Source organism: Bradyrhizobium sp. SZCCHNR1015 (genome assembly GCF_032489875.1).
In the GTDB taxonomy this organism is placed as follows: domain Bacteria; phylum Pseudomonadota; class Alphaproteobacteria; order Rhizobiales; family Xanthobacteraceae; genus Bradyrhizobium.
The window spans coordinates 78,546-93,607 of sequence record NZ_JAUEYW010000018.1; the positions used below are offsets into that span (position 1 = coordinate 78,546).

Annotated in this window: 13 protein-coding genes; 4 read left to right on the forward strand and 9 right to left on the reverse strand. The window is 66.3% G+C overall.

From position 1 onward, the window contains the following. Positions 1–4 precede the first annotated feature (4 nt). From QX128_RS27815 to QX128_RS27835, 5 genes are all read right to left on the reverse strand, one after another. Positions 5–661, reverse strand: coding sequence for an amino acid ABC transporter permease (locus QX128_RS27815; RefSeq protein WP_316239087.1), 657 nt, complete (start codon positions 659–661; stop codon positions 5–7). Continuing rightward, positions 658–1,302 (reverse strand): amino acid ABC transporter permease, encoded by a 645-nt coding sequence (locus QX128_RS27820; RefSeq protein ID WP_316239088.1) that lies wholly within the window; start codon positions 1,300–1,302, stop codon positions 658–660. Before QX128_RS27820 ends, QX128_RS27815 begins: the two co-directional genes overlap by 4 nt. A gap of 136 nt (positions 1,303–1,438) precedes the next feature. Then, on the reverse strand, positions 1,439–2,293 hold the full coding sequence (locus QX128_RS27825) for a transporter substrate-binding domain-containing protein (protein WP_316239089.1): 855 nt from the start codon (positions 2,291–2,293) through the stop codon (positions 1,439–1,441). 25 nt (positions 2,294–2,318) lie between these two features. Beyond that, positions 2,319–3,152 carry a nitroreductase family protein gene (locus QX128_RS27830; protein ID WP_316239090.1) on the reverse strand — a complete coding sequence of 278 codons (834 nt, stop codon included), beginning with the start codon at positions 3,150–3,152 and terminating at the stop codon, positions 2,319–2,321. A 436-nt stretch (positions 3,153–3,588) separates the two neighbouring features. Further along, the gene (locus QX128_RS27835) at positions 3,589–4,077 is read right to left on the reverse strand and encodes a MarR family winged helix-turn-helix transcriptional regulator (RefSeq protein WP_316239091.1); all 489 of its coding nucleotides are present in this window, start codon (positions 4,075–4,077) and stop codon (positions 3,589–3,591) included. Between the two features lie 174 nt (positions 4,078–4,251). Here QX128_RS27835 and QX128_RS27840 point away from each other — a divergent pair, with 174 nt between their 5' ends. From QX128_RS27840 to QX128_RS27855, 4 genes are read left to right on the forward strand one after another with little or no spacing between them, the layout of a single operon-like run. Next, entirely contained in the window at positions 4,252–5,529 is a 1,278-nt protein-coding gene (locus tag QX128_RS27840) for an amidohydrolase/deacetylase family metallohydrolase (protein ID WP_316239092.1), read from the forward strand. Position 5,530: 1 nt separating this feature from the next. Continuing rightward, positions 5,531–7,903, forward strand: a complete 2,373-nt coding sequence (locus tag QX128_RS27845) for a xanthine dehydrogenase family protein molybdopterin-binding subunit (protein WP_316239093.1) — start codon at positions 5,531–5,533, stop codon at positions 7,901–7,903. Then, the gene (locus tag QX128_RS27850; protein WP_315805029.1) at positions 7,900–8,730 is read left to right on the forward strand and encodes an FAD binding domain-containing protein; all 831 of its coding nucleotides are present in this window, start codon (positions 7,900–7,902) and stop codon (positions 8,728–8,730) included. The genes QX128_RS27845 and QX128_RS27850 overlap by 4 nt, the downstream gene beginning before the upstream one ends. Then, the gene (locus tag QX128_RS27855; RefSeq protein WP_316239094.1) at positions 8,727–9,923 is read left to right on the forward strand and encodes a 2Fe-2S iron-sulfur cluster-binding protein; all 1,197 of its coding nucleotides are present in this window, start codon (positions 8,727–8,729) and stop codon (positions 9,921–9,923) included. The genes QX128_RS27850 and QX128_RS27855 overlap by 4 nt, the downstream gene beginning before the upstream one ends. Before the next feature lie 282 nt (positions 9,924–10,205). On the opposite strand, the gene QX128_RS27860 is transcribed toward QX128_RS27855, so the two are convergent. The 4 genes from QX128_RS27860 to QX128_RS27875 form a co-directional block, all read right to left on the reverse strand. Next, positions 10,206–12,311, reverse strand: a complete 2,106-nt coding sequence (locus QX128_RS27860; RefSeq protein WP_316239095.1) for an acetate--CoA ligase family protein — start codon at positions 12,309–12,311, stop codon at positions 10,206–10,208. A 12-nt stretch (positions 12,312–12,323) separates the two neighbouring features. Next, the gene (locus QX128_RS27865; protein WP_316239096.1) at positions 12,324–13,109 is read right to left on the reverse strand and encodes an enoyl-CoA hydratase/isomerase family protein; all 786 of its coding nucleotides are present in this window, start codon (positions 13,107–13,109) and stop codon (positions 12,324–12,326) included. A gap of 5 nt (positions 13,110–13,114) precedes the next feature. Further along, positions 13,115–14,098 (reverse strand): tripartite tricarboxylate transporter substrate binding protein, encoded by a 984-nt coding sequence (locus QX128_RS27870; protein WP_316216398.1) that lies wholly within the window; start codon positions 14,096–14,098, stop codon positions 13,115–13,117. A 127-nt stretch (positions 14,099–14,225) separates the two neighbouring features. Further along, a complete protein-coding gene (locus tag QX128_RS27875) occupies positions 14,226–15,011 on the reverse strand; it encodes an IclR family transcriptional regulator (RefSeq protein WP_316216397.1) in 786 nt (261 codons plus the stop codon). Between the last annotated feature and the right edge of the window lie 51 nt (positions 15,012–15,062).

The following is a 15,062-nucleotide window of genomic DNA, read 5'->3' on the forward strand; positions in this document are numbered from 1 at the left end:
CCTTTCAGCGCCGCGCCGCCGCCAGCCGGTCGATGCCGCTGACGGCGGCTTCGATCACCAGGCAGAGGCCCCAATAGAGGACCACGGCGGTGATGAAGGCGGCGAACGGCACGTAGTGGCGCGACTGGATCGAGCTTGCGGCATGCGTCAGCTCGGGCAACGCAATGATGGTGAGAAAGGCGCTGTCCTTGACGATCTGGATCATCTGGTTGCCGATGACGGGCCCTGCCGCGAGCAGCAGCGGCGGCAGGATGATACGGCGGAACAATCGCGCCCCGGAGAAGCCGAAGGCGACACCGGCCTCAAGCGGCTCGCGCGGCTGTGCCGCCCAGGCGCCACGCAGGATCTCAGCAAGGTAAGCGGCGTGATAGACCGTCAGCGCCACCAGCCCGGAGCTCCAGTTGTCGAGCCGGATGCCGAACGAGGGCAAGCCATAGTAGACGATATAAGCGAACAGCAGGAACGGCACGCAGCGCATGCCGTCGACGAACACGCGCACGGTGAGCGCCAGCCAGCGCCGCTGCGACATCAGCGCCGGCGTCAGCACGAACGCGATCACGAGGCCTGCGATGGCCGACAGCACCGACAGGATCGTGGTATTGCCGAGCCCGCTCAGCAGCAGATCCCGCTCGCTCCAGACGATGGCGAAATCCTGGATCATGCCGCCTCGCTTGCGCGCTGGCGCTTCTCGATGAAGCGCTGCAGGGAGACGAGCGCGAACACGATCGGCGCATACATCGCGATGGCCACCAGGAACGGCGGCAGCGGCTCATAGGTCTCGGCGCCGATCCGCACCGCCGCGCGCGTGATGTCGACCACGCCCACGACCGCGAGCACGGGCGTTACCTTGATCAGCAGCGACATCTCGTTGACCAGGCCAGGAAGACTGACCCGCACGATCTGCGGCAGCACGATGCGGCGGAAGCGCAGGCTCGCATGCATGCCCACGGACTGCGCCGCCTCGTACTGCTCCTTGGGAAAATTCATCAGGGCGGCGCGCCAGACCTCGCAGTTGAACGCCGAGGTATTCATCACCAGCGCCAGGATCGCCGCCGACACCGGCCCGATTGCGATCCCGATATTGGGCAGCGCGAAGAACAACAGCAGCAGCAGGGTGACGAGCGGCGTCGCGCGCAGGACCGAGACGTAGACGGCCACGATCCGTGCGATCACCGGCACGTCGGCCCAGCGCAACAGCGCGAGACCCAATCCGATGGGAAGCCCGATCAGGATGCCGACGAAGGACAGCGTCACCGTGACCACGGCGCCCTGCAGGATGGCCAGGACTTCGGCCGTGCTCATGACCATCCATCCGCAGCGCCGCGCGGGGGCCGGCGCCCTGCACCGGCCGACCGCGCCCGCTGGAGGACCACGCGACCGTCAAGCGGACGGGCGCGCAGCGATCGCCACCCGCACATGAATTGCCCTCGCCGCGCCGTCAGAATTCCGGCTCGAACGTGACCGGCAGATCAGGGAAGGCTTCGCCGAACCACTTCTTCTGCAACTCGGCGAAGCGCCCGTTTTCCTTCTCCTTGGCGATGAAGCCGTTCAGGAATTCCACCAGCTCGGTATTGCCTTTCGCGACCGCCCAGGCCGGATACGACTTGCCGGAGACGGGCTGGCCGACCGCGAACACGTTCGGCTTCTCGGCGACCAGCGCCTTGATGTTGATGATCGTGTTGACGACGTAGTCGACGCGGCCGAGCGCGAGATCCTGATAGGCTTCCGGATAGGAGGTGTATTCGACCACCTTGCCGAGCTTGCCGCCCTCCTTCTCCAGCATGTCCTTCAGCTCAGGCAAACGACCGAGCAGCGCGCTGCCGGCCTGAACGCCGACCGTCTTGCCGCTGAGATCCTTGATCGCGTTGATGCTCTTGTCGTCCTTGCGCTTGACGTAATAGTGCGTGGCGTCGGCGATCGGGCTGGTGAAGTCGAGCGACTTCTTGCGTTCCTTGGTGATGATCGCCGCGGTGATGGCGACGTCGTATTTGCCGGTGGAGACGCCGGCCAGGATGCCGGTCCAGGGCAGGATCTGCTGCTTGATCTCGAACGGCGCATATTTGCGCAGATCCTCGATCAATTCGTTGTCGAAGCCGGTCGGCTTGCCGTCCTTGACGAACTCGAAGGGCCGGAAGTCGTCCTCGGTGGCAACGATGAGGCCCCGCTTCTTGATCTCGTCCATGCTGCCGGCCTTGGCGGTGAACGCGGCCGGCAGCGTCAGCGCGGCCGCCAGCAGGGCCAGCGCGACGCGCCGCGACGGCGCCGACAGGCGGGGAAACGAAGGCTTGGTCATCTCACATCTCCTCATATGAAACTGATCAGTCGAAGCTGAAGCCGTGCGCGCGCAGATAGGGTGGGAAGGCCGCGCCCTCCGCCTTGGCGGCCTGACGCGCCTTGTCCTCCGACCAGCCGTAGAAGTCGGCCTCGCCGAACTCGGCATTGCCGCGCTGCTGCTCCTTCGGAATCGCGTGCCGCGCATGACGCCGCCGGTCGTAGTCGTCGAGCGCTGCGGGCAGCGCATTGTCGCCGTAGCGGTCGACATGCGTGGTGATGCTGCGCGGCAGCCGCAGGCTGACATGGCCCTCCCCAGCGGGATAGCCGAGGCACAGCCCGGCGACGGGGAACACCATGTCGGGCAGTTCCAGCACCTTGGCGACCGTGTCGATCTCGTTGCGGATGACGCTGATCGGACAGGTCCCGAGACCGGCCGACTCAGCGCACAGGATCATCGTCTGCAGCGCCAGCGCGGCGTCGACCGAGGCGTTGAAAAAGCCCTCCAGGGTCCCGTTCTTGACGGGCTTGGCACGCAGTTCGCCGATCCGCTGCAGCCGCCGCGCATCGCCCAGAAACACGAAGAACGCCGGCGACACTCCGATCCAGGGCATGCTCGGAAACAGTCTGCCGATCGCCGCCCGCTTCTCCGCGTCACGCACGCGCATGATCGAGGCCTGCTGGAAATCCGACTTGGCCGAGGCGCTCAGCGCGCAGGCGACGAGCAGATCGAGCAGCCCCTCCTCCGGCATGCGGTCGCTATAGCGGCGCACCGTCTTGCGGGACAGCACGCCGTGCAAAAATGCGCTGGACTCGGCGTCGCCGCCGTCGGGCCCGCCATCTCCGAAGCGTGTCGCAATGACATCAGCATGCTCCGGCATCAGGGTGCTCCCGTCGCGTCATGCGCAACGCACCACGGCGCACGAACGCTCTTGGCCCGAGCAATGATCGGCGGGTTGCGCCGCGGCAGACATCGCATCGCTTACTCCACGCCGCGACATCGATGTCGCCGCCCCGGATTCATTTCGCCGCGGCTTCCGCGCAGCTGTCGTCGGTCATGTCAGCAAGGGACATGCCAGACGCCGCCCTGCCACGCGCAGCGCAACGTCTGCGCATCGGCGTCCACGATGGCGTCAGCGGAAATTGGGCTGGCAGATGCGCCGTTTGCGGACAAAACGCCGCAGCGCGAAAATGCGGAGCATGCTTCGTAGTTGGCGCAACGAACGCCATGGCCGGATACCGCGCTCCGATGACGCGCTGCTTTTCGGGCAGCACCATGCCCATTATCTAATCGGAGCTCATCGCAAGCCGGAGCCGTCAGTCCGGCGAGCGTGTCGCGTCGAGTCTTTGCCCCTGCGCCGCAACAATCGCTTGCATCATGGCAATGAACCGCTTCTGATCGGCCTTCGTCAGATCCGCGACCGTCGCCAGATGCGCCGCCCGTGCCGGCCGCTCGATCTTGCGCAGCAATGCCGCGCCAGACGGGGTCAAACGACAGGTCCGCGACCGTCGGTCGTGCTGTCCGACGCTGCGATCGACGAAACCCCGCGCCTGCAGCCGCTTCAGCGCGCCTGTCGTGGTGGTCCGGTCGAGGGCGATGTCCTGGGCCAGCGCCGTCTGATCGGCCGCTCCCCGTTTCGCCAGCGCCGTCAACAGGCTGTACTGCAACGGCGTGATCTCATAGGCGGCGCATTTCTCCTGGAACAGCGCGACGTGGATCTGGTGCAGCCGCCGGATCAGGTAGCCCGGACGCTCCTCGAGCGGCCAAGACGATCTATCGGCTTTAGGCTTGTTCCTTCCGGCCATCGAACGGCTCCCGCATAAGCGCTGATCACGTTGCATCAATTTGAAGCTGTCTATGGCACGGATCTTGATGTAATGCGAAGCATGCTTCGTAACTAAGTCGGCGCATCATTTGCGTTGGCTCGTTGAAGAAGGCTTTGACCGGGACGACCACGCGCCCCGGAAAGGAGACCTTGCATGTCCGTGAGCGCCTCGTTCGACCTCCTGCTGCGCGGTGGCCGCGTCATTGACCCCGCTTCCGGCATCGATGGCTTGAGAGACGTCGCCATCCGCAACGGCCGCATCGCGGCCGTCCAATCCGACATTCTGCCGACCAGCGCCAAGGACGTCATCGATGTCAGCGGCCAGCTCGTGCTTCCGGGACTGATCGACACCCACGCCCATGTCTATCAGTACGTCACCGGCCGCTTCGGCATGAACGCGGACATGGTCGGCGTGCAGTCGGGCGTCACCAGCCTGATCGACCAGGGCGGCCCGTCCTGCATGACCCTGCCCGGCTTCCGTCACTTCGTCGCAGATCAGGCGCAATCGCGCGTCTATGCCTTCCTATCGGCCTATCTGGTCGGCGGCCTCGAGGGCCACTACTATCCCGATCTCTACCGGCCGGATTGCGTCGACATCGATGCGACGGTGAAATCGGCGGTCGCCAACCGTGACATCGTTCGCGGCATCAAGGCGCATGCCGAGATCGGCGGCTTCGCGCGCTGGGGCATCCGTGTCATCGAGATGGCGGCCGAGATCGGCCGCCGCGCCGAGCTTCCCGTTTACGTCCATTTCGGTCAACTGTGGGGACTGCCCGCAAGCGGCACCAATGGCGAGGATGTCGACACCATCCTGGAGCGCGTGATCCCGCTGCTGCGTCCGGGCGACGTGCTGGCGCATCCGTTCACCCGGCATCCCGGCGGCTTCGTCAACACCAAGGGCGAGGTGCATCCGGTGATCCAGGCCGCGCTCGATCGCGGGCTCAAGGTCGACGTCGGCCATGGCAGCCATTTCTCCTACCGCCTGGCACGCAAGGCGATCGACGCCGGCATCGTGCCGCATACGCTCGGCGCCGACATCCACGGCTACAACACCCATGTGCCGGCGCCCGCGGGCACCCCGGACGAGCATGCCGACGACGAGAACCATCCATTCGCGGGCCAAGCCAAGTTCAGCCTCGTGCAGGCGATGAGCTCGATGGTCGCGCTTGGCCTGACCTTGGAGCAGGTCGTGCCGATGGTGACGTCGAACCCCGCCGCCATGCTCGGCCTGTCCGATCAGATCGGCGCGCTGCGTCCAGGCATGGAGGCTGATGTGAGCGTGCTCCGCGAGCAGCAGGGCCGTTTCGTGCTGCGCGACAACGAGAAGACCGAGGTGATCGCCGAGAAGCTGCTGCAGCCGGTGTGCTGCCTGCGCGCCGGCGTCCGGCACGACGCCACGGCGCCGATCCTGCCCGCAGCGGTCGCGGCCTGACGTGACGGACGCGGCCTCGACCGCCTCGGATGCCCGCGCGCCGCGCGGTGTCGGCGCGCGCTTGCCGCGCAAGGAGGACGACCGTTTTCTGCGCGGCCGCGGTCAGTACGTCGCCGACATCAGGCTGCCGGGACTGAAGGACGTCGCCTTCGTGCGCAGCCCGATCGCGCACGCCAGGATCAAGGCGATCCACGTTCCCGCTGAATACCGCGACGTCGTGTTCACGGCCGATGACCTCACTGGCATCAACCCGATCCGCGCGGTCTCCGGCCTGCCCGGCTTCAAGATCTCCGAGCAGCCGGTGCTGGCGACCGGCAAGGTGCGCCATGTCGGCGAGCTCGTGGCGATGTGCGTCGCCCGCAGCCGCGCCGAAGCGGAGGACATCGCCGCGGCGGTCGAGCTCGACCTGGAACCGCTGCCGGCGGCGCACGACATGCGCATGGCGCGCGAGGCTGGCAGCGCGCTGGTGCACGAGCACTGGGGCGACAACGTCTTCCTGGAAACCAACTTCGAGGTCGACATATCAGCCGCGCTTGACGCGCCGATCAAGGTGACGCGCGAGATCACGACCGCACGCCAGTGCATGGCGCCGCTGGAGGGCCGCGGTGTCGTCGCGACGTTCGATCACCGGCTCGATCAGCTTACGCTGCACACCGGCTCGCAGATGCCGCACATCGTGCGCAACGGTCTGTCCGACTGCCTCGGCATCGAACAGGGCCGCATCCGCATCATCGCGCCTGACATCGGCGGCGGCTTTGGCCACAAGGGCATCCTGCTGCCCGAGGAGGTCTGCCTCAGCTGGCTCGCCATGCACAGGGGCTGGACGGTGCGCTGGCTCGAGGACCGGCGCGAACATCTGAGCGCCAGCGCGAATTGCCGCGAGCACGCCTATCGCATCACCGTCTACGCCGATCGCGACGGCCGGCTGCGCGGCATCGACTGCGTGGCCACGGTCGATTCCGGCGCCTATTCGTCCTATCCGTTTTCGGCCTGCCTCGAAGCGGCGCAGATCGCGAGCATCCTGCCAGGGCCGTATCGGATGCCGGCCTATCGCTGCCGGACCTACTCGGTCGCGACCAACAAATGCCCGATCCTGCCGTATCGCGGCGTCGCCCGCACCGGCGTCTGCTTCGCCCTCGAGCTGCTGCTCGACGCCGTCGCGACCGAGGCCGGGCTCGAACCCGGCGAGGTCCGGCTGCGCAATCTGGTGCAGCCGCAGGACATGCCGTTCGACAACATCACCAACAAGCATTTCGACAGCGGCGACTATCCCGGCGCGCTGCAGCGGGCGCTGACGGCGATCGATGTCCCCGCCGTGCGCGCACGACAGCAGCGCGGCGAGCCGGACGGCCGGCTGATCGGCACCGGCGTGTCGATCTATTGCGAGCAGGCCGCGCATGGCACCTCGGTCTATGCCGGGTGGGGCATCCCGATGGTGCCCGGCCATGAGCAGGCCACCGCGCGGCTGACGCCCGACGGCGGACTCGAGCTGCGTGTCGGCGTCCACTCCCACGGCCAGGGACTGGAGACGACGCTCGCCCAGGTCGCGCACGAGATCCTCGGCGTCGATCCCGACAAGATCCGCGTCGTGCTCGGCGACACCGCGATGACGCCCTACTCCACCGGCACCTGGGGCTCACGGTCGATGGTGATGGCCGGCGGCGCCGTGGGCACGGCCTGCGCGCAACTCGTCGCGCGCGCCACGCGCATCGGCGCCAAGCTGCTGCAGCTCGCGCCCGAGGCGGTCACGTGGCGCGAGGGCCAGGCCTGCGGGCCGAACGGCAGCGTCAGCCTCGCCGAGATCGCTCACACCTGGTACCGCCGGCCGCAGGACCTGCCCAACGACGTCGATCCGGCGGGCCTTGAGGCGACCGGCGGCTACAAGCCGGTGCGTGACAGCGGCACCTTCTCCTACGCGGCGCATGCCGTGACGGTCGCCGTCGATCCGGATCTCGGCGAGGTCGAGCTGCTCGACTACGTCGTCGTCGAGGACGGCGGCGTCCTCGTCAATCCGATGATCGTCGACGGCCAGATTCTCGGCGGCCTCGCCCAGGGCATCGGCACCGCGCTGTACGAGGAGATGCCGTTCGACGATGCCGCGCAGCCGCTGGCGACAACCTTGGCCGATTACCTGCTGCCGGGTCCGACCGAAGTCCCGGAGCCGCGCCTGTTCCACATGGAGACGCCGTCGCCCTACACGATGTTCGGCGTCAAGGGCATCGGCGAAGGCGGCGCGATCGCGCCGCCGGCGGCAATCGCCAACGCCGTCAACGACGCGCTGCGGCCGCTTGGTGCTGAAATGATGCAGTCGCCGCTGTCGCCGCGCCGGATCGTCGCGGCGGTGCTGGCAGCGAAACAGGCGAGCTCGCCGTGAAGGCCGCCTCCTTCAACTACGCGCGTCCCCAGAGCGTCAGCGACGCGGTCGGCCTGCTCGCGAAGGCCGAGGACGGCACACGGATCATGGCCGGCGGACAGTCGCTCGGTCCAATGCTCAATCTGCGTCTCGTGCAGCCGCCGCTCATCATCGACATCGCCGGCCTTGCCGAGCTTCGTTCGGTCGAGCGCGATGGCGATGCGCTCGTGATCGGCGCCTGCGTCACCCATGCCGACATCGAGGACGGCCGCCTCCCCGACGTGACCCATGGCATCTTGCCGCGGATCGCCCGTGGCATCGCCTATCGCGCCGTGCGCAATCGCGGCACCATCGGCGGCTCGCTAGGTCATGCCGACCCGGCCGCCGACTGGGTGACGACGCTCACGGCCCTCGGCGCCAGCGTGCAACTGACAGGCGCGGCGGGACGGCGTGACCTCGCCGTGACGGAGTTCATCCAGGGCGTGCTGCAGACGGCGCTGCGTCCCGGCGAGCTGGTCACCGCGATCCGCCTGCCCTCGCTGTCACCCACGGCACGCTTCGGCTACGCCAAGGCCTGTCGCAAGCCTGGAGAATTCGCCCATGCAATGGCCGCCGTGCTGATCGAGCCCGACACCGCCCGCAGCCGCATCGTCATCGGCGCCATCGACACGACACCGATCATCATCGACGATTCATCCCTGTTCGGCGGCGCGACCAGCCATCTCACCCCGCAGTTCGATCGCGCCCTCGCCGACCGCCGGCTCATCCAGGCCGGCGTGGCCGATCCGGCCGCCCGGCACATCCATGTCAGCGTGCTCGCGCGGGCGATCGCGGAGGCGGCCGCGTGAACAAGATCCAGCTCACCGTCAACGGCAGCGCGATCGAGCCAACGGTCGAACCTCGCACCCATCTCGCCGACGTCCTCCGTGATCAGCTTGACCTGACCGGGACGCATCTCGGCTGCGAGCACGGTGTCTGTGGCGCCTGCACGCTGTTGCTCGACGGCGCTCCGGCCCGTTCCTGCATCACGCTCGCCGTGGCCTGCGCTGGCGCTGCCGTGACGACGATCGAAGGCCTGGACGAGGATGAGATCGCCGCCGAGCTGCGCGTGGCTTTCACGCGCGAGCATGCCCTGCAATGCGGCTACTGCACGCCCGGCATGATCATGTCGGCGCGCGACCTCGTGCTGCGCCTCGATCACGCGGACGAACACGCCATCCGTGTCGGCCTGAGCGGCAATCTGTGCCGCTGCACCGGTTACGCCGGGATCGTACGGGCGGTCGGCGCCGTGATCGAGGCACGGCGTCAGCGAGGCATTGCAGCGGTGATCGGCGCAGGTCGAAGTTCGCTCGGTCCTGTGGGATCGCACCCGGTCGCGATCCCGACCACCGTCTCGTCGCCGCAAGCCAAGCACGAGATGGCGGCAAAGCAGAGCGCTGTGGCTGGCATGCTCGACATTCTCGACGCTCCGCCCACGAGAAGCTTCGATGCATCGCTTACGGTGAACGCCGCACCTGCCGAGGTCCTTGCGCTGTTCACAGATGTCAGAACCTTGGCTGCATGCTTTCCCGGCGCCTCCATCACGGGCATGCCAGCCGCCGATCTCATCGAGGGCGAGGTCAGGATTGCCCTTGGCCCGCTTGCTGCCGTCTTCCGCGGCGCTGCACGGATCGAGCGCAACGACGTGAGCCTGTCCGGGCGGCTCATCGGCACAGGACGTGACCGGCTGAGCCGCAGCTCGACTTCAGGACAGATCAGCTGGCGCATGGCCCCGATCGACGAGGGACGAAGAACCCGGCTCGCGCTCACGATCGGCTACAGCCTCACCGGTCCGCTGGCGCAGATCGCGCGTGACGGACTCGTGCGGGATCTGGCATCGCGCCTCACGACGACGTTCGGACAAAACTGCGAGCGGTATCTCAACGGCACGTTGAGCGTGGCTGAGAATGCTGCGCCGCAACGCCTCAACGCCGTTAGATTGCTCCTCGACGTCGCACTTTCACATCTTAGCGCACTCGCTCGCGGCATGCGAAGACAATGAGACTACCAATCGCAGCATGCGGTGCGCACGCACCGCTTGCGGTGCCAAGAGTTCGCAAGGTCTGCAATTTTAGCAGTGCCAAGTCAGCCAGTATCAAGTCACCCGAATTTAGCCGGAGCGTAGCAGGCAAATATCGCGGAGACGCGACCAACGGTACCGACATTGCGCCCTCCCGATCTGCTGACGTCCGCCACCTGCTCGATCAAGCAGATGACCTCGCGGCGGCGTCCCCTTCGTACAGTCAGATCCCAGCATGGGCATAAGGAGCTCTTGTGCGAGAGGTCATCCTTGGGAAGCCGGACCGCTCGTCAGCACGGCCACCGCGTCGGCGGCGCGGACGCCTGCACCTGTCGGGAGAACGAACATCGGATTGATCTCGGCCTCAACGATGCGCCCGTCGAGCGCGATGGCCATCGCGGCGAAATTGACGATGGCGCTGACCAGCGCCTCGACGTCGAGCTTGGCGCGCCCTCGATATCCGTCGAGCAAGGGCCAGCACCGGAGTTCCTGAACCATCTCCAGCGCGAGGTCCTGCGACAGCGAGTGCTCGGAGGACAGCAGCCGGATGACCGTGTCGTTCATGAGCTCGGCCGTGACGCCTCCCATGCCGAGCAGCAGGACCAGACCGAGCGGATCGCGGTGGCAGCCGAGGATCAGTTCCAATCCGCCGCCTTGAACCATTTCCTGCACAATGAAAGCTTCCGGCGCGCGTCCTGCTTTGGCCGTGACGACCTCCCGCATCCGATCGAGAGCATCACCGACCGTCGCGGCGTCGAGCCCGACGGCCACGCCCCCGACATCGCTCTTGTGGGTGATCGTCGACGAGAGAATCTTCAGGACGACGGGGCCACTGAACGCTTGCGCCGCCTCCCGGGCCTCGGACTCATTTGCGACGATCTTCTCGCGCACGACGGGGATGCCGAACCTTGCGAACAGCGCTTTGGCCTTGTGCTCGTCGAGCGAGCCAACCCAGTCGTGGGGAATGTCGACGGCCGGGCGCGGCTGAGGTCCTTCAAGCCGACGGAGGGGGCGTCCAACGGTCCACAGGGCATCGAGAGCAACAGTGACCGCCTCCGGCGTGCTGAAGGTCGGAACGCCCTGCGTGGTCAATCGCGACACGGCTTCAGGCGCATGCGGGCTCACATAGGCCAGCAAGGGCTTCGACCGCACGGACTTCGCATCACGGATGGCGTTGCTGATCAAGTCGGGATTGCGCACGCTCGTCGCTCCGACGATCACCACCAGTGCATCGTAGGCGGGGCTGTCCAGCAGCGTTTCGATACAGCCCTTCAGGATCGCCGGCTGCAGGCCTGCGAGGGTGACATCGATCGGATTGGTCGCGAGTGACGATGGACCATCGGGCATGAGGGCGGCGAGTTGTGCCGCAGTCCTCGCGTCCGGGTCCGGCGCTTCGAAGCTGTTCAGGCCGAAACTGTCGACGATGAGGGTCCCTGCCCCTCCGGTCGACGTCAGTATCGCGACACAGCGTCCCATCAATGGCGGCTGCGTCGCCAGTGCCGCGGGAATGTCGACGAGGTCGCCGAAGGTCTGCGCTCGGATGATGCCGAGATCGCGGAAGAAGGCATCATAGGTCCGGTCCGTGCCGGCCATCGCGCCGGTGTGCGAGGCGGCAGCGCGAGCGCCGGCTGCCGAGCGGCCGATCTTCAAGGCAACGATTGTCTTGCCCGCCTCTCTCGCCCGGCGCGCCGCGCGGCGGAACTTCCCGGGATGCCGGATGGCCTCGATGTAGAGAGCGATCACGGACGTGTCGGGATCATCGGCCAGATGGTCGACGAAGTCGGCTATTTCGAGATCCGCTTCGTTGCCGGTCGCAATCAGCTTGGAAAGGCCGACACCGTTCGCCGTCAGCCGCGACAGCAACGCACCGAGAATTCCGCCGCTCTGAGAGACCACGCTGACGGAGCCCTTCAACAGCGCGCCAGCCGACAGCGCGCCGCTCGCCGACAGCGGCACGGCGTTCGAGACGTTCACGAGACCAATCGTATTCGGTCCGAGGATGCGCATGCCGCCTGCCGCAGCAAGAAGCTGCTGCTGGCGCTTTCGTCCGTCTTCTCCGCTCTCGCCAAATCCGCCTGCCAGGACGATCGCGTATGTCGTGCCCTTGGCCGCCAGTTCGCGCACCGCCTCCACTGCGTGAGCCGAACCCAGCAGGACCATCGCAACATCAGGTGAGACCGGCAGAGTCTCGATGCTCTTGTAGCACCGAAGACCGTCGATTTCGGCTACGCGCGGGTTGACCGGGAAAATCTCGCCTTCGTACTTCTGCTGCCGCAAGAACCGGATCGGCAGACCGGACGTCTTGGTCGAGTCGGCGGAGGCGCCGACGATGGCAATGCTGCGTGGATTGAACAAAGCGTCCAGAGACATCGGCTGCGCTCGTCAGTTGCTCGACTTGGCGAGGAAGGCGAGGACCGAGTCGCGATGCTCGGTGCTGGTATAGCAGATGCCTTGCGCCTGGCTTCCGCTCGCAAAGATGTTGTTGGCCTCGGTCTCGAACGACCGGTTGAGAATGGCCTTTCCGAGCGCGATCGCGGTGCTCGAACCGGCGGAGAGTTCGCGTGCCCAATCTTGCGCATCCTGAAGCAACGTCTCGGCCGAACTCATGCGATCGACGATGCCGAGCTGGACGGCCTCGTCAGCACCGACCTGCCGACCGGTGAAGATCAATTCCTTCGCTTTCGCGAGCCCGACGCGCCGCGGCAGGAAGTACATGCCTCCGCCGTCCGGAATGAGACCGCGTAGGATGTATGACCACACGAACTTCGCAAAGGGGCTCGCGATGATGAAGTCGCACGCCATCGCCGTGTCCGCGCCGAGCCCCGCCGCCGCCCCGTTCACGGCAGCGATGGTCGGCTTGGGCATGGTGTGGAGCAACATCTGCGTCCGGTGCACCCGCTGCTGACGTGCCCATCCGTTGAATCCGACCTCGCCGGCCGGCGCCTCCATTCGCCGCTTCATGCCGGCGACGTCGCCGCCTGCACAGAACCCCCTGCCGGCCCCCGTGAGCACGAGGGCGCGAACCGATTTGTCTGCAGCGATGTCCTCGAGCACCTCGATCAGCGACGAGCGCATCTCGTCGCTCATGGCATTGCGCTTCTCGGGGCGGTTCAGCGTCACGGTTGCAATGCCGTCGCTGACAGTCTTCAGAACGATATCCGAGCCCATGGTGCCTATTCCGGTTTGATCTTGTTTTCAGTCACGACCTTGCGCCAGCGTTCGGTATCCGCCTTGACGTAGGCGTCGAGTTCGTCGGGGGTGCCGACCCGCAGCAGCAGGCCTTCGTCCTGTGCCCGCTTGAGAAAGTCCGGATCCTGTGCGGCGAACTTGACGGCCTCGAGCAGCTTGTCGATCACGGGCTTCGGCGTCTTCGCGGGCACGTAGAGCCCGTACCAGCTGTCGAACACATATCCGGGCACGGTTTCCTCGACGCTGGGAACGCCCGGCACTTGGGTCTGTCCCTTGGCGCCCGTGACGGCGATCGGCCGCAGGCTCTTGCTCGCGATGAACCCGGACACTGCGGCGCTGCTCGCGAACATCATGTCGACCTGGCCGCCGAGGACGTCCGTCAATGCGGGGCCCGCGCCCTTATAGGGAATGTGCGTCAGCTCGATATGAGCAAGATTGTTCAGAAGCTCACCCGCCAGATGCGCCGAGGTCCCGATGCCTTGCGAAGCATAGGTGTATTTCCCCGGATTTGCCTTGGCTGCCTTGATGACGTCTTCGACGGTCTTGAACGGGCTGTCCGGCTTGACGACCAGAATGTTCTGGTAGGTGCCGATGAGCGTGACCGGGGCGAACGCCTTGTCCGTATCGTACGGCAGCTTGGCGTGAAGGCTCGGATTGACCGAATGGGCGAGCGTCGCAATCAGGAGCGTATAGCCATCCGGCTGGCTTCGGGCGACGACATCAGAGCCGATGATGGTCCCCGCGCCAGCCCTGTTCTCCACAACGATCGATTGCCCGAGCTTCTCAGCCATCGGCTTCGCCAGGGTTCGCGCGATCAGATCCGTCCCGCCGCCGGGCGAAAAGGGAACGACGACCTTGATCGGTCGATCGGGATACTCGGCCCGGGCAGTCCCCGGAATTGCGCCGACGATTGCCAGACCCAGGCTCGCCAGCATCAAAACTTTACGTCCTACGCGATGATCTGCCATCTAGGGTGTCCTCCGCCACATCCGGCGTAGGCCGCCGGACCTTGTTGCGGAGGAGACTACGATGCGACGGCTCGTCCGGGACGCCCTCAATTCCACCTGTTGGAATTGGGCCGCGCGGGGCGCGCGCTCAGCTCAATTCGGAAGCCGCTGCATGCTCGAGTCGATTCAGGCAGCGGCGCTTCAGATCGAGCAGCCAGGGAGCCAGCCTGTGCGCAGCCTCGGCCAGTGGCTCGACGCTCCCGATGCTCATGTTCATGACGTGCGGCTCACTCGCGCCGTAAGGTAGCGTCGTCGCAACGGCCACGACTCCGGGCTGCCAACCGACCGCGCAATAGCCGAGCTTGTCCAGCTCGGTGAAGGATCTCTCGATCTCGCGAATGAGCCGCTTGTAGGTTTTCGGGCGCCGTCTTGCGATGGCGGCATACTCCCGTTCGCGGGCGGAGGGCTCGAGCGCCCATAGATAGGCGCGCCCCAGCGAGGTGAGTTCGACAGGGATGCGCTGGCCCGACACCACCGTCCGATGTGTCAATCGCGGGTGATAGCGGAACGACTCCAGGTAGACCATCATCTCCTGGTCCGCCGCAGCCAGCCCGACATTGACGCGACGCCGCGAAGCTTCGGTCCGCATCAGGGGTGCTACGACGGACAGCATGGGCGAGCTGAGACGCATCGCGTGCGCCAGGCTGAGGACCGCCGGGGCCAACCTGTAGACCCGGCGTCCCGGATCCCTCTGCAGCAGCCCTCCGCTCACCAGCGTCTGCGTCAACCGGCTGACCGTCGCCTTGGCGAGCCCGGTGCGTTCCGCGATCTCGGCGTTGCCGAGATCGGCGACCCCCGGCTTGAACGCCCGCAATATGGCGATGCCGCGCTCCAGCGAGCGGTTCACGCCGTCATAGCTGTGGTCTGCCGCCATTTTCTCGTGTTCCAGCAGATGGAATTCGGGTGCATCTCGACCCTAGCACGA

Coding starts and splice junctions, on each gene's coding strand:
- QX128_RS27820 (WP_316239088.1), bottom strand. CDS start 1,302: ATGAGCACGGCCGAAGTCCTGGCCATCCTGCAGGGCGCCGTGGTCACG.
- QX128_RS27840 (WP_316239092.1), top strand. CDS start 4,252: ATGTCCGTGAGCGCCTCGTTCGACCTCCTGCTGCGCGGTGGCCGCGTC.
- QX128_RS27835 (WP_316239091.1), bottom strand. CDS start 4,077: ATGGCCGGAAGGAACAAGCCTAAAGCCGATAGATCGTCTTGGCCGCTC.
- QX128_RS27860 (WP_316239095.1), bottom strand. CDS start 12,311: ATGTCTCTGGACGCTTTGTTCAATCCACGCAGCATTGCCATCGTCGGC.
- QX128_RS27875 (WP_316216397.1), bottom strand. CDS start 15,011: ATGGCGGCAGACCACAGCTATGACGGCGTGAACCGCTCGCTGGAGCGC.
- QX128_RS27815 (WP_316239087.1), bottom strand. CDS start 661: ATGATCCAGGATTTCGCCATCGTCTGGAGCGAGCGGGATCTGCTGCTG.
- QX128_RS27825 (WP_316239089.1), bottom strand. CDS start 2,293: ATGACCAAGCCTTCGTTTCCCCGCCTGTCGGCGCCGTCGCGGCGCGTC.
- QX128_RS27830 (WP_316239090.1), bottom strand. CDS start 3,152: ATGCCGGAGCATGCTGATGTCATTGCGACACGCTTCGGAGATGGCGGG.
- QX128_RS27865 (WP_316239096.1), bottom strand. CDS start 13,109: ATGGGCTCGGATATCGTTCTGAAGACTGTCAGCGACGGCATTGCAACC.
- QX128_RS27870 (WP_316216398.1), bottom strand. CDS start 14,098: ATGGCAGATCATCGCGTAGGACGTAAAGTTTTGATGCTGGCGAGCCTG.